General features: G+C 63.7%; 11 protein-coding genes, 2 rRNA genes and 1 pseudogene. 5 read left to right on the forward strand and 9 right to left on the reverse strand.

The features are described 5' to 3' along the window. Positions 1-71 precede the first annotated feature (71 nt). The 4 genes and pseudogenes from ACOQFP_RS02845 to ACOQFP_RS02860 form a co-directional block, all read right to left on the reverse strand. A pseudogene (locus tag ACOQFP_RS02845) lies at positions 72-725 on the reverse strand (PfkB family carbohydrate kinase); the annotation flags it as partial. Next, entirely contained in the window at positions 644-2,110 is a 1,467-nt protein-coding gene (locus ACOQFP_RS02850) for a purine-cytosine permease family protein (RefSeq protein ID WP_421583377.1), read from the reverse strand. The gene ACOQFP_RS02850 and the pseudogene ACOQFP_RS02845, both read right to left, overlap by 82 nt. 29 nt (positions 2,111-2,139) lie before the next feature. Beyond that, positions 2,140-3,141, reverse strand: a complete 1,002-nt coding sequence (locus ACOQFP_RS02855; RefSeq protein ID WP_206492905.1) for an ADP-ribosylglycohydrolase family protein — start codon at positions 3,139-3,141, stop codon at positions 2,140-2,142. A gap of 32 nt (positions 3,142-3,173) precedes the next feature. Further along, entirely contained in the window at positions 3,174-3,911 is a 738-nt protein-coding gene (locus ACOQFP_RS02860) for a GntR family transcriptional regulator (protein ID WP_421583378.1), read from the reverse strand. Between the two features lie 274 nt (positions 3,912-4,185). Between ACOQFP_RS02860 and ACOQFP_RS02865 the strand changes: the two genes are divergently transcribed. Both ACOQFP_RS02865 and ACOQFP_RS02870 read left to right on the forward strand, forming a co-directional pair. Beyond that, the gene (locus ACOQFP_RS02865) at positions 4,186-5,937 is read left to right on the forward strand and encodes a pyruvate dehydrogenase (RefSeq protein ID WP_421583379.1); all 1,752 of its coding nucleotides are present in this window, start codon (positions 4,186-4,188) and stop codon (positions 5,935-5,937) included. 117 nt (positions 5,938-6,054) lie between these two features. Beyond that, positions 6,055-6,759, forward strand: a complete 705-nt coding sequence (locus ACOQFP_RS02870; RefSeq protein ID WP_341245139.1) for a tellurium resistance protein — start codon at positions 6,055-6,057, stop codon at positions 6,757-6,759. Here the strand turns inward: ACOQFP_RS02870 and ACOQFP_RS02875 are convergent, their stop codons facing one another. Beyond that, entirely contained in the window at positions 6,760-7,827 is a 1,068-nt protein-coding gene (locus ACOQFP_RS02875) for a DNA polymerase IV (protein ID WP_421583380.1), read from the reverse strand. Positions 7,828-7,861: 34 nt separating this feature from the next. Here ACOQFP_RS02875 and ACOQFP_RS02880 point away from each other — a divergent pair, with 34 nt between their 5' ends. Next, complete coding sequence (locus ACOQFP_RS02880) at positions 7,862-8,290, forward strand: hypothetical protein (RefSeq protein WP_421583381.1); 429 nt, start codon at positions 7,862-7,864, stop codon at positions 8,288-8,290. On the opposite strand, the gene ACOQFP_RS02885 is transcribed toward ACOQFP_RS02880, so the two are convergent. Beyond that, on the reverse strand, positions 8,284-9,276 hold the full coding sequence (locus ACOQFP_RS02885) for an isopenicillin N synthase family dioxygenase (protein ID WP_421583382.1): 993 nt from the start codon (positions 9,274-9,276) through the stop codon (positions 8,284-8,286). The two genes, ACOQFP_RS02880 and ACOQFP_RS02885, sit on opposite strands and share 7 nt — an antisense overlap. Positions 9,277-9,363: 87 nt before the next feature. Between ACOQFP_RS02885 and ACOQFP_RS02890 the strand changes: the two genes are divergently transcribed. Both ACOQFP_RS02890 and ACOQFP_RS02895 read left to right on the forward strand, forming a co-directional pair. Next, a complete protein-coding gene (locus tag ACOQFP_RS02890) occupies positions 9,364-10,032 on the forward strand; it encodes an SIMPL domain-containing protein (protein ID WP_421583383.1) in 669 nt (222 codons plus the stop codon). A gap of 3 nt (positions 10,033-10,035) precedes the next feature. Beyond that, complete coding sequence (locus ACOQFP_RS02895) at positions 10,036-10,785, forward strand: YqjF family protein (RefSeq protein WP_421583384.1); 750 nt, start codon at positions 10,036-10,038, stop codon at positions 10,783-10,785. Here ACOQFP_RS02895 and ACOQFP_RS02900 read toward each other — a convergent pair. The 3 genes from ACOQFP_RS02900 to ACOQFP_RS02910 form a co-directional block, all read right to left on the reverse strand. Continuing rightward, entirely contained in the window at positions 10,764-11,375 is a 612-nt protein-coding gene (locus tag ACOQFP_RS02900; RefSeq protein WP_421583385.1) for a DUF6188 family protein, read from the reverse strand. The two genes, ACOQFP_RS02895 and ACOQFP_RS02900, sit on opposite strands and share 22 nt — an antisense overlap. 659 nt (positions 11,376-12,034) lie before the next feature. Further along, positions 12,035-12,151: ribosomal RNA gene (gene rrf / locus ACOQFP_RS02905) — 5S ribosomal RNA — on the reverse strand. A gap of 136 nt (positions 12,152-12,287) precedes the next feature. Then, positions 12,288-12,385, reverse strand: a 23S ribosomal RNA gene (locus tag ACOQFP_RS02910); the annotation flags it as partial.

Genomic DNA, 12,385 nt, shown 5'->3' on the forward strand with positions numbered 1-12,385 from the left:
GGACGCACCTGTCCAAGCAACTGCTCGGTGATGGAATCGATTTCGGTCGCATCGGTCATGAGCGCACCCTCGCGCTCATTGACACTCACGATGTCGGCCCGGGCTAGCACAACGTCCACGACGCGCCGGTCCAGAGTCGCGATCAGCGGCGACGGATCGAACAGGACCAGAACGCCGTCGGGGAGCGATGGGAGCCACTCGGTCAGTGCCGCGGCGTTACTCTCGTGTGCCAACCCATAACCGGTGACGTAGACCAGATCACCGGCTCGAACCGCACTTGCCTCGAGGTCCGCAACGCCCAATTCGGCTTCGGCTCCCGGGTACGTCACGAAGGTGCGCTCGGCATTCGCGTCGACGAGAGCAATGCAGAATCCCGAATCCTTGTGCCGTGGTCGATCATTGACCACGCTTGCCCCACTCGCAGCCAGGGCGTCGCGGACGACCGAGCCGTAGTGACCGGAACCGAACCTTCCCGCGAATACGACCGGAAGGTCATCACGAATGGCGGCCACCATGACATTGAGGCCACCGCCCGCCGTCTCGTTCACCGACGTCGCCACGACGTCTCCGCCCGGAGTCGGGACCTCAGGAACGGCCATCACCACGTCGACGATGACTTGGCCGGTATGTATCAGCCGCGGACTCACCGCGCTACGGCTTCGGTGCGGCGGGCTCCCCCGGTAGCGAGATACAGGCCGGCGGCGACCACGAACGACGCGACCCATCCAAGGCCGTTGTCACCGATCCAGCTGCCCGACAACGGCCCGGTGAAGATGACGTCGCCGTCCACAGCGATGGCAGTGAACAGGAACCCGACGACGATACCCGCTGCCCAGCTCACGAACGCGTACCAATTGACTCCGCCGGAATACCAGTAGCGGCTGGTGTTCCCTGTGTTCATGATCGATGCCGCGTCGTAGGTCTTGCGCTTGATCATGTCGGATATGAACACCCCGAGCCATGCCGTCAGAGGAACCGCGAGAACCGAGATGAAGGTGATGAACGGGCCGTAGAAGCCGTCGGAAATCAGCATGAAGTAGATGGCACCGACGAAGGTGACGAACACGTCGACAGCGACCGCGTAGACCCGCTTGATTCGGAAGCCGAGCGTCAAGGTGGTCAAACTCGCCGAATAGACCGAAAGGTGATTGGAGAGCAGCAATCCCCCGAATGCGGTGATCAGGTACGGAACTGCCATCCATGCCGGAAGAATCTCCCGGATCGCCGCGACCGGGTCCGACGCGGACGCGAGGCTGTTGTCACCGGCCGAGAGCAGTGCGCCGAGGCCTATCAGGAGTACGAGCGGAATACCCGCACCCGCAGCGCTGGAGAGCACCAACGAACCGGCACCGACGCTCTTGCGTTGGTAGCGCGACATGTCGGCTCCGGCGTTCGCCCAGCCGATACCTGTTCCCGCAGCGATGGTTCCGACACCGATGACCATCGAACTGATCGATCCCGCCGGGGTACTGGTCACGGCGGCCCAGTCGACCGTGGCGATCAAGAAGGCCGCAACGAAGATGTTCAAAGCACCGAAGATCCATGTGGACCAGCGCTGGATGACGAGAATGGCCGAGTGCCCGAGCCCGCTGACGACGAGTGTGAGCACGATGAATACGACAATGGACACGAGCGTGACGACGGGATGATCCTTGGCGGCGCCGGATCCTCCGAACGTCAGAGTGAAGATCGACAGCAACACGAACGCTGCGGTGGTGGTGTTGACGGTTTCCCAACCGAGCCGCGACATCAACGAAACAAGCGTCGGTCCGATGTTGCCTCGGACCCCGAATGTGGCTCGCGACAGGGTGAGACTGGGGGCACCACCGCGTCTCCCTGCGATCGAGACGATGCCGACGATGGCGAAGGATCCAGCTGCACCGATCAGCGCCACGATCAGTGCCTGCCAGATGTTCAGCCCGGTGAACACCACGAGAGTGGCACCGAGCGGCAGCCCCAGGATGGAGATGTTCGCGGCGAACCACACCCAGAACAGCTGCAGTGGATTACCGTTGCACTCGTCCTCCGGGACGGGCTCGATCCCGCGAGTTTCCAGTGTCAGAGCGTCGGCGGCGGTGTCCGAGACGGAGGTGGCGGCGGAAGAGGTCATGGTTGTGCTCCAAAGTGAGTCGAACTGTGTCAGTTCGTATTACGGAGAGCGAGCAGCCGATCGACGACAGGCTCGAGATCGAGCGAGTTGACGTCGACGACCGTTCGGATCGCGTCGCCGGGCCACGCTGCCAGGCCACCGACGGCCCCGCGGACAGCACCTGCTATCGCCGCGATGGTGTCGGTGTCGCCGCCGATGGTGGCGGCTGCGAGTACGACGTCCCAGGGGTCGTCGTACGCAACGGCCAGAGCAAAGGCCGCTACCACTGATTCCTGTGACGCAACGGATGTACCGACGATGTCGGCGACCGTATTCGTGATGTGTCGATCGGTGGTGTTGCCGACCAACTGGACCGCCCACTCGATTCGGGTCGCGATGTCTCCACCGGCAACCCAGTATCCGCGGGTGGCGCCCTCGGCCGCAGCAGCAACGCCGGTGTCGACTGCTTCGGGTAGGTCCGCGCCTGCGATTCCGGCACTGATCGCGCCGGCTACCGCTGCGGCAGAGGCTATTCCGAGGGAAGTATTGTGGGTGACGAAGCTACATCGGTAGATCGCGTCGACGAACGCACTCATGCCGTCGTCCAGCGAGGCTGCGATAGCCGCAGGCGTGATCCGCATGGCCGCACCGTTGGTACTACCGAATCTACCGGCTTCGGTCGGTTCCGAACCGTCGAGAATGCGTTCGACTGCGCGCTTGGTCGACGGACCGAGGAGGTCCAGCGATCCGCGTGCCTTCATTCGCGCTTCCCAAGCGATCAGGGCGTGCGCGAACGCTGACGGATCTACCACACCGCTCCCGTCGATGATCAACTGCGCCAACATGATCGCTTGCTCGGTGTCGTCGGTGATCGAACCGGCAGGCATTCCGTGTGCGATGAACTGACGTGGACCGGCATCGACGAATCCGCGCAACCGGCCGTAGTCCTCGGCAATGTCTTCGCGGCACATCGATTGCGTCGGCATTCCCAGCGCATCGCCCAGAGCCAGGCCGTAGAAGGCCCCGAGGGCGCGATCGCGAGAAGCAGACATCGAAACAGTCCTTGCCGAGAGTGGGTGATCGATCAGGAATTGAATGCGAGGTGGAGCCGAAAGCGGTCGGGCGCGAGCAGGCTGACAACCTTCTCGACGAACCGACCCGATGAGTCTCGACTGACACGAATGCTGTGCAAGTACGGGGTGCCCACCGGCACGTCGAGAACTGCCGCGTCGGATGCGTCGACCGGGACCACCGAGACCCATTGCTCACCGCTGGCGGCCACCAGCCCTGCGGACCTCAAGGTCGCCGTCAGGGAATCCTCCACCAGTCCGTTCTCGGGCAGTGCCGCGAGCGGTCCGAGTGCGGGAATGCGGCTGCGCTCCAACGACACCGGACGCCCGTCGACCACGTGTCTCACTCTGTCGACGGCAACGAAGTTCAGCGTGGACGTACCGGCCTCGGCAGCCAACTCCGGATCGACGATGCGCTCGATGCGGAGGGTACGGGTGTGCATCTCGACGCCCGCAGACGACAGGGCACGAGCCCACCCGTCGGCGGTCTCGATCTGATGCCCGTCGAAGGTGACCAATGATCCTATGCCGCTGCGCTTTTCGATCAGCTTCTGATCTTCCAACTCACTGAGCGCAGAACGAATGGTTCCACGACTGACAGCGAACTCGCGGGCGAGTTCGTTCTCTCCTGGCAAGAACGAACCGGAAGGGATGTCACCGGACTCGATGGTGTTCTTGAGTGAGGCGAGCACCTGATGACGCTTGTGCCGCGCGCGCTCCGATGTGCGCTGGGTCATAGCGGGCTCGGTCATGCCAAAACCGTACATCGCAAAAGTGAACCTGTACAGAGCCTGTTTAATTTAACGAGCGCAGCACACACGTACAGACCCGGTCTTCGATGAGAATCAACCCGGAAAACCGAGACGTGACGTAGATCGCCAGGTGCTCTACCAGCACTTTCCACTTGACGGCCCGTGTGCACGTGCCAAGGATGTTTGACAAGCCCTGTACGCAGGGAAGGCGTCGCCGGGACGCGTGAGACCCACTCGTCTTCGAACCATGCACACCACATCCGAGGAGAATCCAATGCCCACCACAGTGGCCGATCAACTCGTTCGAGGACTCGTGGACGCCGGCGTCGAACGCATCTACGGCATCGTCGGCGACAGCCTCAACCCCGTAGTAGACGCGGTGCGTCGAACCGGCGGATCAGCCAAGGGCGGCATCGACTGGATTCACGTCCGACACGAGGAAGCCGCGGCCTTCGCTGCATCGGCCGATGCACAGACCACCGGCAGGCTGGCTGTCTGCGCAGGATCCTGCGGGCCCGGCAACCTGCATCTGATCAACGGCCTGTACGACGCACACCGTTCCGGCGCACCAGTACTGGCGATCGCCTCGCACATTCCCAGCAGCGAGATCGGCTCGGGCTACTTCCAGGAAACGCACCCCGATCGGCTGTTCGGAGAATGCTCGCTCTACAACGAGTTCATCTCCACCGCCGAGCAGGCACAACGCGTGTTCCGCGCAGCGATGAACGCGGCCATCACCGGCGGTGGAGTGTCGGTGCTCACGCTCCCCGGCGACATCGCCGAACTATCGGCTGCCGGAACGATGGATCCGATCGCGATACCCACGAAGCCGGTCGTCACTGCGCCGGCAGCAGACATGAAGAAGCTGGCCGACGCCATCAACGGTGCCGAAAAGGTCGCGATCTTCGCCGGCTACGGCGTCAAGGATGCCCACGACGAGGTGGTTGCGTTTGCCGACACCATCGGAGCTCCCATCGGACACTCGTTGCGCGGCAAGGAATTCATCCAGTACGACAACCCGTACGACGTCGGAATGACGGGGTTGCTCGGCTACGGAGCAGCGCATGCGGGAATCCACGACGCCGATCTGCTCATCCTGCTGGGCACCGACTTTCCGTATCAGCAGTTCCTGCCGGAGGACGTCACCACCGCGCAGATCGACATCGATCCGACGAAGCTCGGACGCCGAACATCGGTGCAGTATCCGATCCACGGTGACGTCGGTGCCACACTGAAGGCGTTGCAGCCGTTGGTCACTCGCAAGTCCGATCGCCGCTACGTGGACAAGTGGGTGGACAAGCACAACGATTTGATGGGCAAGTCCGTCGGCGCGTACACCCGCAACGCCGAGAAGCTGGTACCCATCCATCCCGAGTACGCGGCCTCGATACTCGACGACCTCGCGGCCGACGATGCCGTGTTCACCACCGATACCGGCATGTGCAACGTGTGGACCGCGCGCTACATCAACCCCACCGGCAGAAGGTCTTTCATCGCCTCGATGCTGCACGGCTCGATGGCAAACGCACTGCCGCACGCCATCGGCGCGCAGTTCGCCAACCCCGGTCGACAGGTGGTCTCGATCTCCGGCGACGGCGGCTTCTCGATGCTGCTCTCGGAACTGCTGACCGTCGCGATGTACAAGCTGCCCGTCAAGATCGTGTTGTTCGACAACTCGACACTGGGGATGGTCAAAGCAGAGATGCTCGTCGACGGCCTACCCGACTTCGGCGTCGACGTTCCCCAGGTCGACTACACGGGCATCGCTACCGCGTCGGGTATCCACGCACAGCGAGTCGAACGGCCGGAGGACATCAGCGGCGCACTCGAAACCGCTTTTGCGGTCGACGGACCGGCGCTGGTCCAGCTGATCACAGATCCGATGGCGCTGTCGGTGCCTCCCACCATCACTGGGGAGCAGATCAAGGGTTTCGCGCTGGCGATGAGCAAGGTCGTCCTCAACGGCGGCGTCGGCGAGGCGGTTCGGATGGCGAAATCGAATTTGCGCAACGTACCCCGGCCCTAGTCCGCTGCTCGGTCGGTCCGGCGCGGGCACGTCAGCCGTTCGAGCTACGGCTATTCTCGACGGACCGCCCAAACCGGACATCGCGATCCGGAACCAGACGTATCGGAAGGCACCACTATGGCCATCGACTACACGCGCAAGCCCTCGTCCGGGCAGTCCCCTGCACCGCAGGCCGGAGCTCCCGTCAGCCTGAGCAAGGTGACGCTGTCCAAGGCCTCTCCGACGATCAGCCTCACGAAGTCCGGTGAGAAGCAGGGCTCGATGCGGGTGAACCTCAACTGGTCGACCGGCGCACCGGCAGCACAGCCGAAGAAGAAGGGCTTCCTGGCGAAATTGGCCGCGGCCTCGTACGGCAACGGCGGTGTCGATCTGGACCTCGGTTGCCTCTACGAATTGCGCGACGGTTCCAAGGGCGTCGTGCAGGCACTGGGCAACAGTTTCGGTTCGCTGCAGGATGCGCCGTTCATCGCGCTCGACGGCGACGACCGCTCCGGTTCGGTCAGCGGCGGCGAGAACATGCACATCAACCTCGCTCATCCGGAGAAGTTCACCCGCATCCTGATCTTCGCGATGATCTACGACGGCGCACCGAACTGGGCTGCAGTCGACGGAGTGGTGACGCTCTATCCCACCAACGGACCGCAGGTCGAGGTCCGGCTCGACTCGGCCGAGAACTCGGCACGAATCTGCTCGATTGCGTTGTTGCAGAATACTTCTGCAGGGATCACGGTCACTCGTGAGGTGGAGTACATCCAAGGTAGCCAGGCCGACCTCGACAAGAAGTACGGCTGGGGACTGCGCTGGGCGGCGGGCCGGAAATAGTCAGCGGGGCTGCGGCGGAACCATTTCCAGTCGGACGCCGATCAAACGGACCTCACGGCTGTGGTCCAGTCGATCCAACAGAGCCACTGCTGCGGCGGTCAGGGTTGCCGAGTCGAAGGTCGGCGCACCGGCTATCGGTGCGCTGACGGTGTGGGTCTCGAACGGCGCATAGCGGATCTTCAGTGCCGCCCGAACTGCCGGCCGGTTCTCGGCTTCGATATCGGCCAACACCTTCGACGTCAAACCGGCGACCTCGTCTCGGACGACCGCCCAGTCGGCGACGTTGGTCTGGAATGTGACCTCACGGCTGTGCGATCGTGCAACCCACGGCTCCGAGGTCACCGGTGCGAGGTCGACGCCTCGCCCTTTCGTACCGAGCCACGGACCGATCTTCGGGCCGAACGCCGCGGCGAGGTCCGCGTCCTCGGCATCGGCCAGTTCTCGGACTGTCGAGATGCCGAGGGCGGCCAGCCTCTTCGAGATCTTCTTGCCGATCCCCCACAGCGCATCGGTACCGCGCTCACCCATCACGTCGAACCAGTTGTCCTGCGTGAGCCGATAGATTCCCTGCGGCTTGTCGAAGTCGGTGGCGATCTTGGCTCGTAACTTGTTGTCTCCGATGCCGACCGAGCAATGCAGCCCTGTTGCGTCGAACACCGCATCGTGCACTGTCTTCGCCATACCCTCGGGGTCGTCGGTCTCCACACCGAGAAACGCCTCGTCCCAGCCGATGACCTCGACCACGACGCCCAACGATCTCAGGGTGTCCATCACCGTCGCCGACGCCTCGTCGTATGCCGGCTTGTCGACCGGGAGGAAGACTGCGTCGGGGATCTTCTTCGCCGCGACGCGCAGCGGCATCCCTGAGCCGACCCCCTTGGCCCGCGCCTCGTACGAGGCCGTCGAGACCACTCCGCGCTCGGACGGGTCGCCTCTGCCGCCGACCACCACCGCCTTGCCCGCCAGATCGGGGTTGCGCAGCACTTCCACGGCCGCGATGAACTGATCGAGATCGACATGCAGTACCCATCGGCGACGCGCTGGTTCGGTTGGGGTGCTCCCTGTCATGGTGTTCAGTGTGCCCGTGGTGTCTCATGACGCCATGACAAAATCGATATCTCGCACCATCGGGCGGGCCCTGTTGGGGGCGTTCCTCGTCTTCGCCGGACTGAGCCACCTGTTCTGGGCGCGTACTGCCTTCGCGGCGCAGGTTCCGTCGTGGGTGCCGCTGAGCACCGACTTCGTCGTATTGGCATCGGGCGTCGTGGAGATTGTGTTGGGCTCGGCGCTGCTGATCTGGTCTGCGCGCGCACCGCTGGTCGGCTGGGTGGTCGCCGCCTTCTTCGTCGCAGTGTTCCCCGGCAACATCTCGCAGTTCCTCACCCACACCGACGCATTCGGCCTCGACTCCGACGCAGCACGAGGAATCCGGTTGCTTTTTCAGCCGCTGCTCATCATGTGGGCACTGTGGTGCACCGGGGCCTGGGCTCGGTATCGTCCGTCCCGACGGCGACGTGGCGGGCGTCAGTAGGTGGATCGCTGCTCGGCTGCAACGATGCCGTGGTGCAGTTCTGCCACGTCGGGGTGGGCACGCGTCCGGGACTTCCACGCGTTCTCGCCGTAGGTGTCGTAGATCGGATTGTCCGGATCGTTCTCGATGCCGCGCGAATGCTGCGCCAATTCGGGCGGCAGTTCGATGATCGGTACCACGGCGTCGAGGGCGGGACTCAGAAAGTGCGGCACCGATATTCGGTCCGTGCCGAGCTCGGGAGCGAGAACCCGATGCCGCGTCGCCCGTAGGTAGCCGCCGGTCGCCACCTCCAGCAGTTCGCCGATATTGACGATGAAGGCCCCTGCCAGCGGCGGCACATCGATCCACGTATCGGGAGTCGTCTCCACCTGCAATCCGGTCGAGTCGGGCTCGACGAGGAGCAGCGTCAGCACACCGGAGTCCTTGTGCGCACCGACGCCCTGCGAGTGATCGGCAGTGCCGGGGTATCGAACGACCTTCATGAGAGTGGCGGGCGCGGTTGCGAACGCATCGTCGAACACGTTCTTCTCAGCTCCGAGGGATTGCGCCCAGTGCCGAAGCAGCCGAAGACCGATGCTCGAGACCGTCCGCTCCCACTGCTCGAACGTCTCCCGGAATCCGGCCGGCTGCGACGGCCAGAGGTTGGGGCCCTGAAGGTTCCAGTAACCGTCCGCGCCCTCGATCGCCGGACGCTCGGGCCCGATGTCGACCTGCTCTCGCCAATCCACCCGTCCGTTGGTCAGCTCGCCGCCCACCCGCGAGTAGCCCCGGAAATGGGGACTCTTCAGCTGACTGATCTCGTTCTTGACTTCGTCGGGAACTGCGAAGAACTCGCGTGCCAGACGCAGTACCTCGCTCATCCGCTCGGCCCCGATCCCGTGCCCGACGAGATAGAAGAACCCGGACCGATGCGCCGCGCCGCGCAACGACCGCTGGAAGGTCTCCGGGTCGTGGTCGGCCGAGGCGAGGTCGAGAACAGGAAGCATGTTCGTCATTGTCCTCCGCACCCGACGCGCCGGCCAGCAGTGTCGAGTTTCGGTGAATACCGCTGCACGGATGCAAGACTGGACGCTATGAGCCCGGAATCACTCGACATCACCGTCGTCGGTCACGGCGCACGTACCTATCCGCCCGAACAGTGCACCCTGTCGTTGACTGTTCGTACCGACGGACGCACCGCGGAAACCGCCTCCGAGCCGGCCCAGCAACTCGTCCGCGAACTCACGCAGCTGGTGGAGCCGCTGTACAACAGCGATGGCGGCCCCATCGATCGGTGGTCCGTGGACCAGGTGCGTCACTCACGGAACCGCCCGTTCAATCAGGACGGCGAACAACTGCCGTACGTCTACCAAGCCGAGGCCTCGGTGAACGTGCAGTTCAGTCAGCTCGATCTCGTCGATGCATTCGTATACGCGGCCTCGGCACTCGATGGCGTGTCGATCGATCACTTCGATTGGGACCTCACAGAATCGAGCAGAATCTCCCACACCCTCGCTGTCCGCGAACTCGCCGTGCAGGACGCGGTATCCAAAGCCGAGGCCTACGCGTCGAGCCTGGGACGCACGAGAGTGCATGCTGTTTCGGTTGCCGACCCAGGGCTGCTGCCGGGGATCGGCGCGCACGGTGCCGCCGACTCCTCGCCACGCATGTTCGCGGCGAAGTCGACCCCTGCCGGGTTTGCACTCAAACCCGAGGACATCACGATCACCGCGAGCGTGCACGCCCGATTCGAGGCCTCCTGAACGATGAATCGAGACGATGCCCGACGCCTGTGGCCGCGGCCACCGCTGTTGCCTCGTCCGATCGTCATGGACCAGCGATGGGAACGGTTGGTCTTTCTGCACTGGCGCGTCCCGAGTTCGGTCGTCGCTCCGCTGCTGCCGCACGGGTGTGAGCCCGACACGTTCGACGGCTCATCGTGGGTCGGGTTGATCGGCTTCCACATGGTCGGTGCCGGCATCGGCTACCGTCATCCGGTTCCGTACCTCGGCACGTTCGGGGAGATCAACGTTCGTCTGTATTCCGTGGACGCCGAGGGTCGACGCGGCGTCGTGTTCCGATCTCTGGAGGCGAGCAGACTTGCTGTCGTCCTGGGCACCAATGCCGCTCGCATCCCCTATCGCTGGGCCTCGATCGACATGGACGACGACACCACAACGATCCGATACCGTAGCCGACGGCTTGCTCCACCTCATCGCGGTGTCGCTACCGATTTCGGCGTCGTCAGGGGCACACGCGAGATGTCCGGGGATCCGCTGGCGGTGTTCCTGACGGCCCGATGGGGATTGCACACATCCTTTGCCGGGCGGCTCCTCTACGTGCCGAATGTGCACCGCCGCTGGCAATTGGTCGACGCCGAACTCACCCACTGCACCGATGAACTCGTGGCCGCAGCCGGGTTGCCGGGCGTCAGTTCCCGACCGCCCGACTCGGTGCTGTACTCCCCTGGTGTCCAGACCCAGTTCGGCAAGCCCTATACAGTTCGCGGGCGATAACGAATCACGTAACCGGACGACAGCTCGACAGCCCAGCCCTCGCTAGCCGCGTCATCCTGTCGTGCCGACGTCACGCTTTCCCGCAACACGAGGTATCCGGAATCGAGGGGCAACTCGAACAGGAGACTGGTGCCGTCGGAGAACTCGACCGCGGCGCGGTCACCTGTCGACAGCCGCACGACAGTCGCGCCAATAGACGGGAGACCTTCGACGCTCGATGGCTCCGCGTGCGGATGCTCCGGTGCCGGCCACGATTCGACGGCACCATCAGGCCCACACAACACGGTCGATCCATCCGCGGCGCAATACTCCCACGATTCGACCTCGTCTCGTGGACTGGCGACTACTCTTTGCCCACCGGCGAAGAGCATTCGGAGAACACCGTTTTCGTCGAACTCTGCGTCCAGGCACACAAGACCATGCAGCGCCGCCAACGAACGTAGACCCTCGAACTGATTGTCCTCATCGACGGTGAGTTCGTCGATCATCACTTCGCTGAACGACACCGTGGCACGGTTGTCGAATTCGATGGTCAGATCGAAATCGAGAAGAATTCTGGTGACACGGCACTGATCGATGGCAAGTTTCATCGACGACGACTGTGCCATAGAAGCAAGTCGCGGTACACAAGCGAAATCCCACGACATCCGCTCCTCCCTACGCCGCAAGTGCGCGCGCGTTCGTTGGATGCGCGGGGATTGGTGTCGTGTGGGGTGGCGATTGTGCGCGCGTCTGACGATTCCGCGCGCATCTGTGTCGCGAGGGTGAGGGGTGTGATGGTCGACGGCGCTCGGGGGCGCGCGTTAGGAATCCGCTCGATTCGATCCCCGGGGCCGCGAATGCGCGCGCGTTTGTGGGATGCGCGGGGATTGGTGTCGTGTGGGGTGGCGATTGTGCGCGCGTCTGACGATTCTGCGCGCGTCTGTGCCGCCGGGTGATGGTCGAGGGGTTCCGTGCTGGACAGTGTGGGCCTCGTGTCCCGGCCTCCCTGCCTCCGGCTCCGGGGCCGCGAATGCGCGCGCGTTTGCTGAACGCGCGGGGATTGGTGCCGTGCGGGGTGGCGATGTCGCGCGCGTCTGACGATTCTGCGCGCGTCTGTGCCGCCGGGGTGTGATGGGCGCGGGGCGCGAGTTGGGAGTCTGCTCGATTCGATGCCCGGGGCGCCGCGTGTGGTGCCGCGTGTTGTGTGGGTGGTGTGGGGTGCAGAAAACCCCCAACCGGTGGTGGTTGGGGGTTTTCTGGAATGTGTGTTCGGCGGTGTCCTACTCTCCCACACCCTGTCGAGTGCAGTACCATCGGCGCTGGAGGGCTTAGCTTCCGGGTTCGGAATGGGTCCGGGCGTTTCCCCTCCGCTATGGCCGCCGTAACTCTGTGAAACAGTGTCACACGCAACGTCAGCGGTGTCACCTGGTGTAGATCGGTGACGTGCTGGTTCATTCAATTGTGGGTAAAACTGAAACGTGTGTTGTTTCAGATATTGCACAGTGGACGCGTAGCTTCTTTGTGGTAAGTCCTCGGCCTATTAGTACCAGTCACCTGCATACATTGCTGTACTTCCAGTTCTGGCCTATCAACCCGGTGGTCTGCCGGGGGCCTTACC

The sequence above is a fragment of the Rhodococcus sp. MALMAid1271 genome (assembly GCF_049195265.1).
GTDB lineage: Bacteria > Actinomycetota > Actinomycetes > Mycobacteriales > Mycobacteriaceae > Rhodococcoides.

Coding starts and splice junctions, on each gene's coding strand:
- ACOQFP_RS02880 (WP_421583381.1), top strand. CDS start 7,862: ATGACAAAATCGATATCTCGCACCATCGGGCGGGCCCTGTTGGGGGCG.
- ACOQFP_RS02860 (WP_421583378.1), bottom strand. CDS start 3,911: ATGACCGAGCCCGCTATGACCCAGCGCACATCGGAGCGCGCGCGGCAC.
- ACOQFP_RS02875 (WP_421583380.1), bottom strand. CDS start 7,827: ATGACAGGGAGCACCCCAACCGAACCAGCGCGTCGCCGATGGGTACTG.
- ACOQFP_RS02895 (WP_421583384.1), top strand. CDS start 10,036: ATGAATCGAGACGATGCCCGACGCCTGTGGCCGCGGCCACCGCTGTTG.
- ACOQFP_RS02870 (WP_341245139.1), top strand. CDS start 6,055: ATGGCCATCGACTACACGCGCAAGCCCTCGTCCGGGCAGTCCCCTGCA.
- ACOQFP_RS02855 (WP_206492905.1), bottom strand. CDS start 3,141: ATGTCTGCTTCTCGCGATCGCGCCCTCGGGGCCTTCTACGGCCTGGCT.
- ACOQFP_RS02890 (WP_421583383.1), top strand. CDS start 9,364: ATGAGCCCGGAATCACTCGACATCACCGTCGTCGGTCACGGCGCACGT.
- ACOQFP_RS02885 (WP_421583382.1), bottom strand. CDS start 9,276: ATGCTTCCTGTTCTCGACCTCGCCTCGGCCGACCACGACCCGGAGACC.
- ACOQFP_RS02900 (WP_421583385.1), bottom strand. CDS start 11,375: ATGAAACTTGCCATCGATCAGTGCCGTGTCACCAGAATTCTTCTCGAT.
- ACOQFP_RS02865 (WP_421583379.1), top strand. CDS start 4,186: ATGCCCACCACAGTGGCCGATCAACTCGTTCGAGGACTCGTGGACGCC.
- ACOQFP_RS02850 (WP_421583377.1), bottom strand. CDS start 2,110: ATGACCTCTTCCGCCGCCACCTCCGTCTCGGACACCGCCGCCGACGCT.